The following is a 17,024-nucleotide window of genomic DNA, read 5'->3' as shown; positions in this document are numbered from 1 at the left end:
AATAGGATTCCGCTATCGCCGGCCACGTCCTAGGCTCCTCTCATGGAACGAAGGGGAATGCGCCATGACCAGCCAGGCATTTTGCGACACCGCGGCAAGCCAGCCGGTATCCGGGCAGACACGGGCATTTCCCTCAATGCCGCTGGAGGCGCTGCTCGATGCGGATCCGGATGCGTCGCTGTGGGAACGTCTCTACTGGCAGTTCACGCTGCCGACGTTCCTATCCACGGCGCTCAATGGCCTGGGTGAGGATTGCGGTGGACAGACATGAGGAGGAAACGGTGATGACGAAGGAATGCAAGCCGCTGGTCGAAGTATCAATTCAAAGGGATGGGCGGCGGATCCCGCTGGGGATCATGAACGTTGCGCAAGCGCTCGAACTACCGCATCACCGAGATTTCGTGTTCGTCGATCTCGCCGGCAAGGCTAACGCTTCTCTTGGCGGGTTACCGCGAGGCCGGTAGCGACGCGCGAGGATGCTTTCACAAGGCATTTGCCTTGCAACATCGATCGATCAAATTTCAGGGGATTTACCAGCCATTTCAGCGTGGTGATGATGGTCGGAGTGGAGAGATTCGAACTCCCGACCCTCTGGTCCCAAACCAGATGCGCTACCAGACTGCGCTACACTCCGTGCCAACGAGGAGCGCAATACACGGTTCGATCATGCGCTGCAATAACTAAAATGGTCTTTTCACAAGGATCGGTTCTCTCCCCCTCATTCAGGTTGATGTCAGTATCGAATGCCATCCCCCGCGGCTTGGTCGCTCGGCATCTTTGCCGGGCATGCGGTTTCAGGATGGGTGGAATTGGAAGACACGGTTTTAGCGGAGCCCAGCGAGAGCTTTCGGCCGAAGATCGGGAGCGTGGCGCTATCGGTATTGACGGCGATCTATATTCTCGTGGTGGCCAACCACACCTTCTGGACCCGCGCTTTCGACTATCTCTTCTCGGCCCCGGTGGCCTTCGCCGCCTTCGTGGTCGGCATTTCGACGCTGACCATTGCGGCGCTCACGACTTTCTCCGTGAAATACCTGACCAAGCCGGCGCTGATCTTCTTTCTGATGGTGGCGGTGGTGTCGTCGTGGTTCACGGACCAGTTCGGCGTGATCATCGACAAGGAGATGATCCGCAACGCGGCAGTGACGACGCAGGCGGAATCGGCGCATCTGATTACGCCGTCCTTCCTGTTGCACATCCTGCTCGCCGGCGTGTTGCCGTCGCTGTTCATCATCTGGGTCAGGGTCGTTCACAAGCCGTTCCTGAAGAAGTTCGTCTGGAACATGGCGGTCATCGTGCCTTGCCTTGGTGTCACCATCGCGGCCGGTCTCGGCTTTTCGCAGACCTATGCCTCGGTCGGGCGGCTCCACAAGGACCTGATGCTGACGCTCAACCCCTTTGTTCCGATCGGCAGTGCGGCGCGCTTTGCCTTCGCTTCGGAGGACGATCGCTATATCGTGCGCCGACCGCTCGGCACGGATGCGCATCAGCGCACGGCGAGCGCCAATGGTAAGCCCCGGGTGACGATCATCGTTGCCGGCGAGACGGGCAGGGCGCAGAATTTTTCGCTTGGCGGTTATCCGCGCGAAACCAATCCCGAGATGAAGGGACGCGGCGTCGTCTATTTCAAGAACGCGACAAGCTGCGGCACCTCCACGGCGGTGTCCTTGCCGTGCATGTACTCCGTCTATCCGCGGGCGGACTACACGCACCGCAAGGGCCTCGAGACCGACAATCTCACGGATATTCTCGGCCACGCAAAGGTCGACGTCGAGTGGTGGGACAACGATACCGGCAGCTATGGCGTCGCCAACCGCATTCCCTATCGTTTCCTGCCCGATGCCGCCGACCCGCGCTTCTGCACGGATGGCGAATGCCTCGACACGGTGCTGCTCGACAAGCTCGGCGATTGGCTCTCGAATGTGAAGAGCGACAGCGTTCTCGTGCTGCATCAGCTCGGAAGCCACGGGCCTGCCTACTACAGGCGCTACCCCGACGATTTCCGCCGCTTCACGCCGGATTGCCGGACCCCTGAGTTCGGCGCCTGCAAGCCGGAGGAGGTCGTCAATGCCTACGACAACACGATCCTCTTTACCGATCATGTGGTGGCCAAGGTCATCGATAACCTGAAGAAGCATCAGGACACGATTTCGGCGTCGATGCTCTATGTCTCCGACCATGGCGAGTCGCTCGGCGAGAACGGGCTCTATCTTCATGGCGCGCCCTATATCATTGCGCCGGCGGAGCAGACGCGGGCGCCGATCATCGTCTGGCTGTCGCCTGATTTCAGCGCGGCCTCGGGCATCGATACGGCTTGTCTTGCGGCCAGCGCCGCCAATCCGGTGTCGCATGACAATTTCTTCCACAGCGTTCTCGGACTGATGGATGTCGAAACCAGCGTCTATGACGCGAAGCTCGACCTGTTCTCAGGCTGCCGGAAGGTGCCGGACAAGGCGGTGCAGGCCTCGTTCAAAGGGTAGGCTGTTGGCACGCGGGCTCCACGGCTTTTCGCTTGAAAAGGAAGGGATTCGCCGCTAAGCAAAATTCATCTATCTGTGCGATCGTAGATGAAGATGCCCCGCACGGGGGCAGTCCATTGATTGCGAAAGCCATAATTCGGAGGCGTGCAGCTATGTCTGCCAAGATCTATCGTCCAGCAAAGACCGCCATGCAATCCGGCAAGGCCAAGACTCACCTCTGGGTGCTGGAGTTCGATCAGGAAACGCCGCGCACGATCGACCCAATCATGGGCTACACCTCGTCATCGGACATGCGCCAGCAGGTGAAGCTGAATTTCGAAACGCAGGAACTGGCCGAAGCCTATGCACAGCGCAACGGCATCGAATACCGGGTGATCGCGCCGAAAGATCCGCAGCGTCAGACGGTGGCATATCCGGATAATTTCCGCTATACGCGCACGCAGCCTTGGACGCACTGATCGGACGAACCGATCGCTTCCAGAGCCCATGCCTTCGATGCGCCCAGGCGCATCGGCAGTGTGGCCCCTTAGCTCAGCTGGATAGAGCACCTGCCTTCTAAGCAGGTGGTCGCAGGTTCGAATCCTGCAGGGGTCGCCATTTTCTGCAATTTTCCGCCCGGACTTGAATTCGCCACATTGACCTACCATATCAAGCCCATCGGCATTGCTGGTCAGTGTTCCACACAGCGAACGCTCGCAGTTGCCGGTATCGCGTTTATGCTTTTGACCACGGATGTACTGGCACTGGTGTGAGATGCGAATAGGAAGGTCGGTGCGGTTTCGCCCCGGCCTTTTTTATTGCCCGGGATTCAGGCGTACCAAGCTCTTCACATGATATTCAAAGACAGAAGGCCGAAGCGGGTGCCTCGGCCTTCTGATGGTGCTGCGGCTTTGCTGCTATTTCGCCGCCGTTGCGTGGCGCCTTCCTTTGCCTAGATCCGGCAGGAAGACGGTGAGCAGGCCGAGCAGCGGCAGGTACGAGCAGACGTGGTAGACGAAGACGATGCCCATGCGGTCGGCCACCATGCCAAGGGCCGCGGCGCCGATGCCGCCGATGCCGAAGGCGAAGCCGAAGAACAGGCCGGCGATCATGCCGACGCGTCCGGGCACGAGCTCCTGTGCGAAGACGACGATGGCTGAGAAGGCCGACGCCAGGATGATGCCGATCACGAAGGTGAGCACGATCGTCCAGGTGTAGCCCGCATAGGGCAGCGCCAGGGTGAAGGGCAGGGCGCCGAGGATCGAGAACCAGATGGTGAACTTCGTTCCGAACCAGTCGACGATCGGGCCGCCGGCGACGGTGCCGATGGCGACCGCACCCAGGAAGACGAAGAGCAGGATCTGCGCCTCTTGGACCGACACCTGGAAGCGTTCGATCATGTAGAAGGTGTAGTAGCTCGAAAGACTGGTCATGTAGACGTATTTCGAGAAGACCAGCATGGCGAGGACCGCGATCGACATGATCACCTTGGCGCGCGGCAGCACGACGGCAGGCATCGCGGCCCTGCGGCCGGCATTGGTGCGGCGGTGGTTCGAATACCAGACACCGACGCGCCACAGGATGATCATGCCCGTCAGTGCGGCGAACGAGAACCATGCGACGCTGGTCTGTCCGCGCGGAAGCACGATGAAGGCGGCGGCCAGCGGGCCGATGGCGGAGCCGAAGTTACCGCCGACCTGGAACAGCGACTGCGCCAGACCGTGGCGTCCGCCCGACGCAAGGCGCGCGACGCGCGAGGATTCCGGATGGAAGACCGCCGAGCCGAGACCGACGACGCCGGCGCCGACGAGCAGCACCCAATAGGCATGCGCATAGGCGAGCAGCACCAGGCCTATCAGGGTGAAAAACATTCCCGCCGACAGCGAATAGGGCAGCGGGCGCTTGTCGGTGTAGATGCCGATCAGCGGCTGCAGCAGCGAGGCCGTGACCTGGAAGACCAGTCCGAGCAGGCCGATCTGGGTGAAGTCGAGGCCGTAGCCCTCCTTGATCATCGGATAGAGGGCCGGGATGAGCGACTGCATCGTATCGTTCAAGAGATGGCAGAAGCTGACTGCCATGATGATGCTGAAAACCGTCTGTTCCGCGGAGTGTTTCTCCGCCGTCATTGTACCTGTCGTCACGATGTTCCTCCTGAGAACCTGACTATTCGAATAGTCTTCTTGCTGCAGTCCCGCTTTCGTGTTTTGGTCCAATGTCTTCGCAACTGGGCCAAGCTGAATGAAAGAGTCGCAAAATTCGCCGACTGCCGGATTGGCGGAGCGGCACATCGAGCGGTTGGCGGCGACTGAAGCGGCCGTAGAGCCGGTATTTACCCTGCCGTCAAAGTATCCGTCCGGCCATCATGTGGCGTTGCACCGGCACAGCCGGGCGCAGTTCGCATATGCGCGTACCGGAGTTATCATGGTGTCGTCGCGGCAGGGACGGTGGATGGTTCCGCCGGAGCATGCGCTGTGGATCCCGGCCGGTCTCGATCACTCCGTCGATATGCTCGGCGAGGTGACCATGCTTTCGGTCTATATAAGCTCCGACGCGCTGGTTTCGCTGCCGGAAGCGGTCCGCGTGGTCGGGCTGACGGATTTGGCGCGCGCGCTCATCATCCAAGCGGCGTCTCCGGCAAGTGATGTCGGCGGCTCGCGGCGGCAGCGCCTGATCGTGGCGCTGCTTCTGGAGGAGATCGCAAGGCTTCCCGACCGGCAACTCGGACTGCCTATTCCTGCGGATGCGAAGCTTGCAGGACTCTGTCGCGCCTTTCTTTCCAGCCCGACCGCACGGCTTCTGATCGACGATTGGGCCGAGCAACTGAACATGAGCCGCCGTGCCTTTACCCGTGCGTTCCGGCGCGAGACCGGCATCAGCCTCTCCACCTGGCGTCAGCAGGCGGCACTCTTCACCGCGCTTCCGCGGCTGGCGGCGGGCGAGTCGGTAACCTCGGTTGCCCTCGATCTCGGATATGAAAGCGTGGCTGCCTTCACCACCATGTTCAAGCGCATGCTGGGCGCGCCGCCGCGCACTTACTTTCGCGTTGCCGATCCCATTTGAAATCGCTGAATAACTTCAGAATCCGGCACGTGGGCTTGTCACACGCCCGACATCGGCGCGCGGCATAACTGTGCAAAACATTCGTTTGACATTCGAATGAGTTTCGCTTTAACTGTTTTCACTTTCGCAATTGCGTTGTCTTGTTTGCGTTGCGGCATTTTCTGGGGGCATGGGACGCGTGAGCGGTCAGATTCACGATCTTTTCGTTGTCGGTGGCGGCATCAACGGCTGCGGTATCGCGCGTGACGCGATCGGGCGCGGCTATTCGGTGGCTTTGGCCGAAATGAACGATTTCGCCTCCGGCACGTCCTCTGGCGCCACCAAGCTCATTCACGGCGGCCTGCGCTATCTCGAACATTACGAGTTTCGTTTGGTGCGCGAATCGCTGATGGAGCGCGAGATTCTGTGGGCGATGGCGCCGCATATCATCTGGCCGATGCGCTTCGTGCTGCCCTACCACAAGGGCGGCATCCGGCCGGCGTGGCTGATCCGGCTCGGTCTGTTCCTTTACGATCACCTCGGCGGCCGCAAGCTTCTGCCGCCGACCAAGGTGCTCGACATGCGCCGCGATCCGGCGGGCAAGCCTTTGAAGTCGCTGTTCACCAAGGCGTTCGAATATTCCGACGGCTGGGTCGACGATGCCCGCATGGTGGTGCTGAATGCGCGCGATGCGGCCGACAAGGGCGCGCTGATCATGCCGCGCACCAAGGTCATCTCAGCGCATCGCGAGAACGGCCTCTGGGCGATCGAGACCGTGGATACCGTGACTGGTGAGAAGCGGCATTTTCAGGCGCGGATGCTGGTCAATGCGGCAGGTCCATGGGTCGATCACGTCATTCGCGCCGCCTTCGGGCAGAACGAGGCGCGGCATGTGCGGCTCGTCCAGGGCAGCCATATCGTCGTGAAGAAGAAGTTCAACGATCCCAGGGCCTATTTCTTTCAGAACCCGGACAACCGCATCATCTTCGCGATCCCCTACGAGCAGGATTTCACGCTGATCGGCACCACCGATCGCGACTACAAGGCCGATCCGAAGGATGTGAGGATCTCCGACGAGGAGACCACCTATCTCTGCAAGGCCGCGAGCGAGTATTTCAACGAGCCGGTGCGGCCTGAAGATATCGTCTGGACCTATTCGGCTGTGCGCCCGCTGTTCGACGACGGCGCATCCAAGGCGCAGGAAGCGACGCGCGATTACGTGCTGAAGCTCGAAGGCGAGGGCGGACAGGCGCCGTTGCTCAATGTGTTCGGCGGCAAGCTCACGACCTATCGCCGGCTGTCGGAACACGCTCTGGAAAAGATCGGCGCGGCGATCGGCGCCAAGGGTGCCCCGTGGACGGCCAAGAGCCATCTGCCCGGCGGCGATTTTCCGGCGCAGGGATACGAGGCGGAAGTGCGCAAGCTGAAGGGCAGCTATCCGTTTCTCATCGATACGCATGCCCGCCGCCTCGTTCGCCGCTACGGCACGAAGGCCGCGGTGCTTTTGGGACAGGCGCGTGGGACCGAGGATCTCGGGCGCTGTTTCGGGAGCGATCTCTATGAGGTGGAGGTTCGCTACCTGATCGAGCACGAATGGGCGAGACACGCCGATGACGTGCTCTGGAGGAGAACGAAGGAGGGCTTGCGCCTGACGAGGGAGCAAGCCGCGGTTTTGGAGGAGTACATGGCCGCGCTACCGGCTCAGATGGCCGGATAAAAGAGCGGCATGTGGTCCCCGCTGTGAGGAGGCACGGGAACCTGAATGCTGGAATTGCGAAACATCGCAAAGACGGTGGGCGCGGATACGCACATCCACGCGACCGATCTCGCGTTTGAACGCGGCACGCTGAACGTGCTTTTGGGGCCGACCCTGTCTGGCAAGACGTCGCTGATGCGGCTGATGGCCGGGCTCGACCGGCCGACCAGCGGGACGATCCATTTCGATGGCGTCGACGTCACCGGCATGCCGGTGCAGAAGCGCAATGTCGCGATGGTCTACCAGCAGTTCATCAATTATCCCGCCTTCACGGTCTATGAAAACATCGCCTCGCCGATGCGCATATCCGGCAAGGATGCCGCCACCATCGATCGCGAAGTCCGCAAGGCCGCCGATCTGCTGCGGCTGACGCCCTATCTCGACCGCACGCCGCTCAATCTCTCCGGCGGTCAGCAGCAGCGCACGGCGCTTGCCCGCGCGCTGGTGAAGAACGCCAGTCTCGTGCTGATGGACGAGCCGCTCGCCAACCTCGACTACAAGCTGCGCGAGGAGCTGCGCGCCGAATTGCCGAGGATCTTCGCGCAATCCGGTGCCATCTTCGTTTACGCCACCACAGAACCATCCGAAGCGCTGCTGCTCGGCGGCAATACGGCGACGCTGTCGGAAGGGCGGGTGACGCAGTTCGGGCCGACGATTTCGGTCTACCGAACGCCACGCGATCTCACCACCGCCAAGACCTTCGCCGATCCGCCGCTCAATTTCATCGACGTGGTGAAGGCCGGCGCGACGTTCCAGCGCGACGGGCGCGCGGTGTTTGCGGTGCCGGGGCATCTGGCAGGCATGGCTGATGGACCCGTGACGGTGGCATTTCATCCGCATCATCTCGGGCTTTCCGCGCAGACGCCGGGCGCCGTGCGGCTCAAGGCGCGCACGCAGCTTTCCGAGATCACCGGCTCTGAGAGCTTCGTTTATCTCGATTACGAGGGCGTGCGCTGGGTGATGCTGGCGCATGGTATCCACGACATCGATCCGGACACCGATATCGACGTGTTTCTTGATGGCCGCCACCTGATGGCGTTCGACACCAGCGGCCGGGCGATCTCGTCCGGCGCAACGGCTTGAAAGGGGTAGGGACATGGCACGCATCACGCTCGACCACATCCGCCACGCCTACGGGCCGAACCCGCAATCGGACAAGGACTACGCGCTGCGCGAAGTCGACCACGAATGGAATGATGGCGGCGCCTATGCGCTGCTCGGGCCGTCGGGCTGCGGGAAGACGACGTTGCTCAACATCATCTCCGGCCTGCTGCAGCCCTCGCATGGCCGCATCTTGTTCGACGGGAAGGACGTGACCAATCTCGCGACACAGGCGCGCAACATCGCGCAGGTGTTCCAGTTCCCCGTCATCTACGACACGATGACCGTCTACGACAATCTGGCCTTCCCGCTGCGCAATCGTAGCGTTTCGGAGCCCGAGGTCGATCGTCGCGTTCGCGAAATTCTCGAGATGATAGATCTGACGCCCATGGCGCGGCGCAAGGCGCAGGGGCTGACCGCCGACCAGAAGCAGAAGATCTCGCTCGGCCGGGGATTGGTGCGCAGCGACGTCAACGCCATCCTGTTCGACGAGCCGCTGACGGTCATCGACCCGCATATGAAGTGGGTGCTGCGCTCGCAGCTGAAGCGGCTGCACAAGCAGTTCGGTTTCACCATGGTCTATGTCACGCACGACCAGACGGAAGCGCTGACTTTCGCCGACAAGGTTGTCGTCATGTACGAGGGCGAGATCGTGCAGATCGGCACGCCCGCCGAGCTCTTCGAAAAGCCGAGCCACACCTTCGTCGGTTACTTCATCGGCTCGCCCGGCATGAACGTGCTGCCGGCAAAGCTCGATGGCAGCAGGGTGACGATGGGGAGCGAGAGCTTGTCGCTCGACTACGCGCCGAAGGCTGCCGCTGGTGCCAAGACCGAGCTCGGTATCCGGCCGGAGTTCATCCGCCTCGGGCGCGAGGGCATGCCCGTCACCATCAACCGGGTCGAGGATATCGGGCGGCAGAAGATCGTGCGCGCGGATTTCGCGGGCCAGCCGATCGCCATCGTGTTGACCGAGGATGCCGAGATCCCCTCGGAGGCGCGGGTCACCTTCGATCCCAAGGCCATCAACATCTACGCCGATTCCTGGCGCGTCGGCAGGGAGGGCTGAGCCATGAACAAGACCTGGAACAACAAGGCCTGGTTTCTGGTGTTGCCGGTGCTGGTGCTCGTCGCCTTCTCGGCGGTGATCCCGCTGATGACGGTCGTCAATTACTCGGTGCAGGATACGTTCGGGAACAACGAATTCTTCTGGGCGGGCACGGACTGGTTCGTGCAGACGCTGCAATCCGACCGTTTCTGGGCGGCGTTGCAACGCAACCTCGCCTTCTCGCTGATCATCCTGGCATTGGAAATCCCGCTTGGCATCTTCATCGCGCTCAATATGCCGAAGAAGGGGATCGGCGTGCCGGTCTGCCTCGTTCTGATGGCATTGCCGCTGTTGATCCCCTGGAATGTCGTCGGCACGATCTGGCAGGTGTTCGGGCGCGTCGATATCGGCCTGCTCGGCCATACGCTGGAGGCGATCGGGCTCGACTACAATTACGTCCGCGATCCCGTCGATGCCTGGATCACCGTCATCGTCATGGACGTCTGGCATTGGACGAGCCTTGTCGTGCTGCTGTGCTATGCCGGCCTCGTGTCGATCCCGGACGCCTATTATCAGGCGGCGAAGATCGATGGCGCCTCGCGCTGGTCGGTCTTCCGCTACATCCAGCTGCCGAAGATGAAGCGCGTGCTGCTGATCGCCGTGCTGCTGCGCTTCATGGACAGCTTCATGATCTACACCGAGCCCTTCGTCGTCACCGGCGGCGGCCCCGGCAATTCGACCACTTTCCTGTCGATCGATCTGGTGAAGATGGCCGTCGGTCAGTTCGACCTCGGTCCGGCGGCCGCGATGTCGATCATCTACTTCCTGATCATCCTGCTGCTCTCATGGATCTTCTACACCGTGATGACCAGTGGCGACGAGAACGCGTGAGGAGGAGAGGACCATGGCCCAAGCAACAACACAGACGATGAAATACAAGCCGGCCGGCAACTTCTCCTGGGTCGTCTCGACCGTCTACATCATCTTCCTGCTTTTGCCGATCTACTGGCTGGTCAACATGAGCTTCAAGGAGAATGCCGAGATCACCGGCACCTTCTCGCTCTGGCCGCAGAACCCGACGCTCCGGAACTACACGATCATCTTCACCGATCCGTCGTGGTACAACGGCTACATCAACTCGATCACCTATGTGGTGATGAACACCGTCATCTCGGTGCTGGCGGCGCTGCCTGCGGCCTATGCCTTCTCGCGCTACCGGTTTCTCGGCGATAAGCATCTGTTCTTCTGGCTGCTCACCAACCGCATGGCGCCGCCCGCCGTTTTCGCGCTGCCGTTCTTCCAGCTCTATTCGGCCTTCGGCCTGATCGACACCCACATTGCTGTCGCCTTGGCGCACTGCCTGTTCAACGTGCCGCTGGCGGTCTGGATCCTCGAAGGCTTCATGTCCGGTGTGCCGAAGGAGATCGATGAGACGGCCTATATTGATGGCTACTCGTTCCCGCGTTTCTTCATCCGCATCTTCATGCCGCTGGTGGCATCGGGGATCGGGGTGGCGGCTTTCTTCTGCTTCATGTTCTCGTGGGTGGAGCTGCTGCTGGCCCGCACGCTGACGACCACCGCGGCCAAGCCGATCTCGGCGATCATGACGCGCACGGTGTCGGCCTCGGGGATGGACTGGGGCGTGCTGGCGGCGGCTGGCGTGCTCACGATCATTCCCGGCGCGCTCGTCATCTATTTCGTCCGCAACTACATCGCCAAGGGCTTCGCGCTCGGCCGCGTCTAAAAGGGGAGACCAGACATGAACTTTTCCTGGATGGCTTGGACGCTGCCGACCGCATTGTTCTTTCTCACGATCCTCGTGCTGCTGATCGGCATGAGCATCTGGGAATATCTGGCGCCGGGCGGCTCGCCGCGTGTGGGGGTCTTGAGGTTCGAGACCACGCGGGGAGACCGTCTCTTCATATCGCTGCTGGGAGCAGCGTTCATTCATCTCGCATGGCTGGGCCTCGTCGGGCCCAACCTGTGGTGGGCTCTTGGGCTTGCCGTAGTCTACGCCATCGGCGTGTTCCGCTACGTGTGAGGCCGGGGAGATACAGATGGCCGGGGGTACTGGCCGCCTGACGTGAAGACTGCAATCGCAAACCTTGGGAGGATATCATGCGACGGCATCTACTAGCGACAACAGCAGGCATCTTGCTGGCCATGGCGGGCTCCGCCTATGCCGGCATGGACGAGGCGAAATCATTCCTGGACAAGGAAGTCGGCGAACTCTCGTCGCTTTCGCGCGCCGACCAGGAAAAGGAAATGCAGTGGTTCATCGATGCCGCGAAGCCCTTCGCCGGCATGGACATCAAGGTCGTTTCCGAAACGTTGACCACCCATGAATACGAATCGAAGGTGCTGGCGCCGGCGTTCACCGCCATCACCGGCATCAAGATCACCCACGACCTGATCGGCGAAGGTGACGTCGTCGAAAAGCTGCAGACGCAGATGCAGTCGGGCGAAAACATCTACGACGCCTATGTCAACGATAGTGACCTGATCGGCACCCATTGGCGCTACCAGCAAGCCCGCTCGCTGACCGACTGGATGGCGAATGAAGGCAAGGATGTCACCAATCCGGGACTCGACATCAACGACTTCATCGGCACCAAGTTCACGACCGCGCCGGACAAGAAGCTCTACCAGCTTCCCGACCAGCAGTTCGCGAACCTCTACTGGTTCCGCTACGACTGGTTCAACGACGAGAAGAACAAGGCGGACTTCAAGGCGAAGTACGGCTACGACCTCGGCGTTCCGGTCAACTGGTCTGCCTATGAGGATATCGCCGAGTTCTTCACCGGCCGTGAAGTGAACGGCAAGAAGGTCTTCGGCCATATGGACTACGGCAAGAAGGACCCGTCGCTCGGATGGCGCTTCACCGACGCCTGGCTTTCGATGGCTGGGAACGGCGACAAGGGCCTTCCGAACGGTCTTCCGGTCGACGAGTGGGGCATCAAGGTCGACGAGAACTCGCGTCCCGTCGGTTCGTGCGTCGCGCGCGGTGGCGATACCAACGGTCCGGCTGCCGTCTACTCGATCCAGAAGTATCTGGATTGGCTGAAGGCCTATGCACCGCCGGCAGCGCAGGGCATGAACTTCTCCGAATCCGGCCCCGTGCCGGCGCAGGGCGAAGTGGCTCAGCAGATCTTCTGGTACACGGCGTTCACGGCCGATGCCGTCAAGCCCGGCCTGCCTGTCGTCAACGAGGATGGCACGCCGAAGTGGCGCATGGCACCCAGCCCGCATGGCGTTTACTGGAAGGACGGCATGAAGCTCGGCTATCAGGACGTCGGTTCTTGGACGCTGATGAAATCGACGCCTGACGATCGCGCCAAGGCCGCATGGCTCTATGCGCAGTTCGTGACCTCGAAGACGGTCGACGTGAAGAAGAGCCATGTCGGTCTCACCTTCATCCGCGAATCCACCATTCGCGACAAGAGCTTCACGGAGCGCGCTCCGAAGCTCGGCGGTCTGGTCGAGTTCTATCGCTCGCCGGCCCGCGTGCAGTGGTCTCCAACAGGCACCAACGTTCCTGACTATCCGAAGCTGGCACAGCTCTGGTGGCAGGCCGTCGGCGATGCGTCCTCCGGCGCCAAGACCGCCCAGGAAGCCATGGATTCGCTTTGCGCAGAGCAGGAAAAGGTCCTGCAGCGCCTGGAGCGCGCCAAGGTGCAGGGCGATATCGGCCCGAAGCTCGCCGAAGAGCATGATCTCGAATACTGGAACAAGGACGCGGTCGCCAAGGGCAACCTCGCTCCCCAGCTGAAGATCGAGAACGAGAAGGAAAAGCCGGTCACCGTCAACTACGACGAACTGGTCAAGAGCTGGCAGTCCCAATAACGGGCGCCACGGCCGAGGCTTTAAACCCCGGCCAATCTCCATGCCGGCGGCATGCGAAGGCTGTCGCCGGCTCTCTCCATTTTCAAATCCATGTTGGCAACCTGCCGTTCGAGCGGCGGGAACGGTACTCCTATTCAGTCGGAACAGATCATGGGCGGGTTCATTCTGGCGATCGATCAGGGCACGACGTCGTCGCGGGCGATCATCTTCGACGACAGGATGACGATGGTTGCCTCGGCGCAGATGGACGTCCGGCAGCACTATCCGCAGGCGGGCTGGGTCGAACATGATGCCTTGGAGATATGGGAGAGCGTCGTCGCCACCGCGCGGCAGGCGATCGACAAGGCGGGCATCGCGGCTTCGGCGATCGCCGCGATCGGGATCACCAACCAGCGTGAAACGACCGTTGTGTGGGACCGCAAGACCGGAAGGCCGCTTTACAGGGCAATCGTCTGGCAGGACAGGCGCACCGCCGAGATCTGCGACAGCCTCAAGGCGGATGGTTATGAGAAGCTGGTTCGCGCCAAGACAGGGCTGCTGCTTGATCCCTATTTCTCCGGCACCAAGCTGCGCTGGCTGCTCGACAATGTCGATGGGCTGCGGGAGCGTGCAAGGATGGGCGGTGTTTGCTTCGGCACCATCGACAGCTGGCTGATCTTCAACCTGACAGGCGGGCGGGTCCACGCGACCGATGCGACGAACGCTTCGCGGACTATGCTTTACAACATCACCGATGCGACCTGGGACGACGAGCTTCTGGGCGTGCTCGCAATACCGGCGCCGCTGCTGCCTGACGTCAAGGACTGCGCTGATGATTTCGGGGTCACCGACAAGTCGATCCTCGGAGCGGCAATCCCGATCCTGGGCGTTGCCGGAGACCAGCAGGCAGCGACGATCGGCAATGCCTGTTTTGATCCTGGCATGATGAAATCGACCTATGGGACGGGTTGTTTCGCGCTGCTCAACACCGGCCGGGATCGTGTCGCCTCATCGAACCGGATGCTGACGACGATCGCTTATCGGCTGGACGGCGAAACGACCTATGCGCTCGAAGGGTCGATCTTCATCGCGGGTGCTGCCGTGCAATGGCTGCGCGATGGGCTCGGCCTCATTTCGCGCGCCTCCGACAGCGGTGCCTTGGCTGTTGCGGCCGACCATGGGCAGCGCGTCTACATGGTGCCCGCATTCACCGGTCTCGGCGCGCCCTATTGGGACCCGCAGGCGCGCGGCGCGATCTTTGGATTGACCCGCAACAGCGGGCCGGCGGAGCTGGCGCATGCGGCGCTTGAATCGGTCGCCTACCAGACGTTGGACCTGCTGGTGGCCATGCGCAAGGATTGGGGCGAGCGTCGGACCGGGACAGTGCTCAGGGTCGATGGCGGCATGACGAATTCCGACTGGACGATGCAGCGTCTCGCCGACATCGTCGCCAATCCCGTGGATCGCGCCGCGGCGCAGGAGACGACGGCTCTCGGTGCTGCATGGCTTGCCGGGGCGCGGGCGGGTGTGTGGCCGGATCGCGCCGCTTTCGCGAAAGCATGGCACAGCGACCGCCAGTTCCTACCGACGATGCCGGACACCGAACGGCAGGCGAAGATCGCCGGCTGGCGCGATGCCGTATCGCGAACCCTTTCCCGCCCGCTCAGCCCGTGATCTTCACGTCCGATCCGGCGAGCAGTGAGAGATCGCGGGCGGCCTGTTGCAGCATGACGATCGTCCCGTCGATATCGGGTGCGTCGGGCGCGTTGACGAGGCCGATATAGGGGCAGGTGAGGGCGGCGATGACGCGGCCGTCGGGGCCGAGGATCGGGGCGGAGAGGTTGTGGACGCCGGCGGTCTGGGCGCTCGGCATCTTCTCGTAGCCGCGTTCGCGGATATCGCTGAGGCGCTGGTAGAACTCCGGTCCCGGCCGCTTGGTCTTGGGATCACGGGCGTGTTCGGCGATCATCATCTCGCGTTCCTCATCGGTGCGGAAGGCCAACAACACGTGGCCGGAGCCGGTTTCGAGCAGGCTCATATGCGAGCCGACGCGGATCGAGATGCCCCAGTAGTTCGGCGCCTCGTGCTGGGCGATGACGACGGCGGAACCGCGATCGAAGACCACGAGATGGTTCGCCTGGCGGGTGCGCTGCGCGAGGTCGCGCATCAGCGGCATGGCGAAGGAGGCGAGGCGGCGGGCAGGGGCATGCAGTTGCGACAGGCCGAAGAGCTTGAGTGTCAGCGTGAAGCGGTCGCCCTCGAGCTTGGTGACATATCCACGGCGCACGAGACGGTCGAGCATGCGGTAGAATTCGTTGGGACTGCGGTCTAGGCGCTTGGCGATTTCCGCCTGGGTCAGCCCCTCCTCGACGCTTGCCAGTAGCTCGAGGATATCAAGCCCCTTGTCCAAGGCAGGCGCCCGGTACCGGTCGGCTTCATCCGCGTCCATGCTGTTCTCCTGTGAATATGCCTTTACATATACAAATAAGCCCGAGCCGAAAAGCGAAAGTTCGGCGGCGATCCCGGCAATCCGGGACAACTTCCCCCGTTTCACGAAGCGGCTTGCTACCCAGGTCAGGCGCACATAGCATGCGGCAGATTTGCAGGATGAGGCCGATGTTTCTGACGCAGGAAGAGCTTTCAAATATCACCGCGTTTCGCCGCGAGCTTCACCGCTATCCCGAGGTGTCGGGCGAAGAGGTCGAGACCGCGCGCCGGGTGCAGGAAGCGCTGCTTCTGGCAAAGCCCGATCGGATCGTCTCGAACCTTGGCGGCCACGGCGTTGCCGCTGTCTATGACGGCGCCATTCCGGGGCCGACGGTTCTCATCCGCTGCGAGCTCGATGGGTTACCGATCGAGGAAATCTCCAACGAGGAGTATCGGTCGACGATCCCGGGCAAGGGGCATCTTTGCGGTCACGACGGGCATATGTCGATCGTGATGGCGGTCGCAACCGCGCTCGGGCAGAAGCGGCCGAACAAGGGGCGTGTGATCCTGCTGTTTCAGCCGGCCGAGGAGAATGGCGCGGGTGCCGCCGCGGTGCTTGCCGATCCGGAGTTCGCGACGCTGAAGCCCGATATGGCGCTCTCGCTGCATAATCTTCCAGGCGTGCCTTTGGGCCATGTGCTGCTGCGCGAAGGTCCGGTCAACTGCGCGTCGCGCGGGATGAAGATCGTTCTCAACGGCAAGACCTCCCATGCATCCTGCCCGGAGGATGGCGTTGCGCCGACATTCGCGCTGGCGAGCCTGCTTGGCGGGCTCACGGCGCTTGGGAGCGTCGCACCTGTCGGTCCCGATTTCGCGCTGGTGACTGTCACCCACGCCCGCCTCGGCGAGCCTGCCTTCGGCATCAGCCCCGGGCGGGCCGAGATATGGGCGACGTTGAGGACGCTGACGGATGAACGCATGGCCGGGCTGGTGCAGCGCGCCGAGATGCTGGCGAAAAGCGAGGCGGATGCCGCCGGGCTTGAGATCGAGATCACTTACGAGGATGTGTTTCATCAGTGCTTCAATTCGCCTGAAGCCGTCGACGCGCTGCGGCGGGCGCTGGATGACGAGGGCGTCAGCCACCAGAGCGACAGCCCCCTGCTGCCGATGAAGGGCTCGGAGGATTTCGGGCTGTTTCGAACCGTCGCGCCGTCGGCCATGTTCTTCCTCGGGTCGGGCGAAACGCATCCACAACTGCACAATCCGGATTATGATTTTCCCGAGGCGTTGATCCCGATCGGGGCCGGCGTGTTTTTGCGGGCGATCACCAATATCCTCGGCTGATGATGCCGCAGATTTGACTGATGTCATGTGC

Annotated in this window: 16 protein-coding genes and 2 tRNA genes; 15 read left to right on the top strand and 3 right to left on the bottom strand. The window is 61.9% G+C overall.

The genetic code is table 11. The features are described from left to right. Window positions 1-64 precede the first annotated feature (64 nt). Window positions 65-271 carry a hypothetical protein gene (locus J5286_RS13470; protein ID WP_209190770.1) on the top strand — a complete coding sequence of 69 codons (207 nt, stop codon included), beginning with the start codon at window positions 65-67 and terminating at the stop codon, window positions 269-271. A gap of 10 nt (window positions 272-281) precedes the next feature. Beyond that, on the top strand, window positions 282-464 hold the full coding sequence (locus J5286_RS13465; RefSeq protein ID WP_209190769.1) for a hypothetical protein: 183 nt from the start codon (window positions 282-284) through the stop codon (window positions 462-464). Between the two features lie 93 nt (window positions 465-557). Here the strand turns inward: J5286_RS13465 and J5286_RS13460 are convergent. After that, window positions 558-634, bottom strand: a tRNA-Pro gene (locus tag J5286_RS13460). Window positions 635-809: 175 nt separating this feature from the next. On the opposite strand from J5286_RS13460, the gene J5286_RS13455 reads away from it, so the two are divergent. The 3 genes from J5286_RS13455 to J5286_RS13445 all read left to right on the top strand — a co-directional run bounded on the left by J5286_RS13455 (window position 810) and on the right by J5286_RS13445 (window position 3,077). Beyond that, window positions 810-2,480: a phosphoethanolamine transferase gene (locus J5286_RS13455; RefSeq protein ID WP_245205985.1), complete on the top strand. Its 1,671-nt coding sequence runs from the start codon at window positions 810-812 to the stop codon at window positions 2,478-2,480. A 152-nt stretch (window positions 2,481-2,632) separates the two neighbouring features. After that, window positions 2,633-2,938, top strand: coding sequence for an ETC complex I subunit (locus tag J5286_RS13450; protein WP_018900450.1), 306 nt, complete (start codon window positions 2,633-2,635; stop codon window positions 2,936-2,938). 62 nt (window positions 2,939-3,000) lie between these two features. Beyond that, window positions 3,001-3,077 (top strand) — tRNA-Arg (locus tag J5286_RS13445). A gap of 299 nt (window positions 3,078-3,376) precedes the next feature. On the opposite strand, the gene J5286_RS13440 is transcribed toward J5286_RS13445, so the two are convergent. Then, window positions 3,377-4,585: an MFS transporter gene (locus J5286_RS13440; RefSeq protein WP_209190842.1), complete on the bottom strand. Its 1,209-nt coding sequence runs from the start codon at window positions 4,583-4,585 to the stop codon at window positions 3,377-3,379. Window positions 4,586-4,697: 112 nt separating this feature from the next. Here J5286_RS13440 and J5286_RS13435 point away from each other — a divergent pair, with 112 nt between their 5' ends. The 9 genes from J5286_RS13435 to glpK all read left to right on the top strand — a co-directional run bounded on the left by J5286_RS13435 (window position 4,698) and on the right by glpK (window position 14,896). Beyond that, window positions 4,698-5,519 carry an AraC family transcriptional regulator gene (locus J5286_RS13435; protein WP_209190768.1) on the top strand — a complete coding sequence of 274 codons (822 nt, stop codon included), beginning with the start codon at window positions 4,698-4,700 and terminating at the stop codon, window positions 5,517-5,519. Between the two features lie 169 nt (window positions 5,520-5,688). Then, window positions 5,689-7,215, top strand: a complete 1,527-nt coding sequence (glpD, locus tag J5286_RS13430) for a glycerol-3-phosphate dehydrogenase (protein WP_209190767.1) — start codon at window positions 5,689-5,691, stop codon at window positions 7,213-7,215. 45 nt (window positions 7,216-7,260) lie between these two features. Continuing rightward, a complete protein-coding gene (locus J5286_RS13425; protein WP_209190766.1) occupies window positions 7,261-8,337 on the top strand; it encodes an ABC transporter ATP-binding protein in 1,077 nt (358 codons plus the stop codon). Window positions 8,338-8,350: 13 nt separating this feature from the next. Next, window positions 8,351-9,421: an ABC transporter ATP-binding protein gene (locus J5286_RS13420; RefSeq protein WP_209190765.1), complete on the top strand. Its 1,071-nt coding sequence runs from the start codon at window positions 8,351-8,353 to the stop codon at window positions 9,419-9,421. Window positions 9,422-9,424: 3 nt separating this feature from the next. Further along, window positions 9,425-10,291 (top strand): carbohydrate ABC transporter permease, encoded by an 867-nt coding sequence (locus tag J5286_RS13415; protein WP_037178749.1) that lies wholly within the window; start codon window positions 9,425-9,427, stop codon window positions 10,289-10,291. A 37-nt stretch (window positions 10,292-10,328) separates the two neighbouring features. Then, a complete protein-coding gene (locus J5286_RS13410; RefSeq protein WP_037178748.1) occupies window positions 10,329-11,144 on the top strand; it encodes a carbohydrate ABC transporter permease in 816 nt (271 codons plus the stop codon). A 15-nt stretch (window positions 11,145-11,159) separates the two neighbouring features. After that, the gene (locus J5286_RS13405; protein ID WP_037178747.1) at window positions 11,160-11,441 is read left to right on the top strand and encodes a DUF2160 domain-containing protein; all 282 of its coding nucleotides are present in this window, start codon (window positions 11,160-11,162) and stop codon (window positions 11,439-11,441) included. Between the two features lie 77 nt (window positions 11,442-11,518). Next, complete coding sequence (locus tag J5286_RS13400; RefSeq protein ID WP_047505507.1) at window positions 11,519-13,243, top strand: ABC transporter substrate-binding protein; 1,725 nt, start codon at window positions 11,519-11,521, stop codon at window positions 13,241-13,243. 150 nt (window positions 13,244-13,393) lie between these two features. Beyond that, on the top strand, window positions 13,394-14,896 hold the full coding sequence (glpK, locus tag J5286_RS13395; RefSeq protein WP_209190764.1) for a glycerol kinase GlpK: 1,503 nt from the start codon (window positions 13,394-13,396) through the stop codon (window positions 14,894-14,896). Here the strand turns inward: glpK and J5286_RS13390 are convergent. Further along, window positions 14,886-15,671, bottom strand: a complete 786-nt coding sequence (locus J5286_RS13390) for an IclR family transcriptional regulator (protein WP_113010249.1) — start codon at window positions 15,669-15,671, stop codon at window positions 14,886-14,888. The two genes, glpK and J5286_RS13390, sit on opposite strands and share 11 nt — an antisense overlap. A gap of 167 nt (window positions 15,672-15,838) precedes the next feature. Here J5286_RS13390 and J5286_RS13385 point away from each other — a divergent pair, with 167 nt between their 5' ends. Continuing rightward, window positions 15,839-16,993: an amidohydrolase gene (locus J5286_RS13385; protein WP_209190763.1), complete on the top strand. Its 1,155-nt coding sequence runs from the start codon at window positions 15,839-15,841 to the stop codon at window positions 16,991-16,993. The last annotated feature ends 31 nt before the right edge of the window (window positions 16,994-17,024 follow it).

Origin of the sequence: Rhizobium sp. 16-488-2b, from assembly GCF_017741815.1 — a bacterium.
GTDB lineage: Bacteria > Pseudomonadota > Alphaproteobacteria > Rhizobiales > Rhizobiaceae > Rhizobium.
This window is presented reverse-complemented; position numbering and strand designations above follow the sequence as displayed.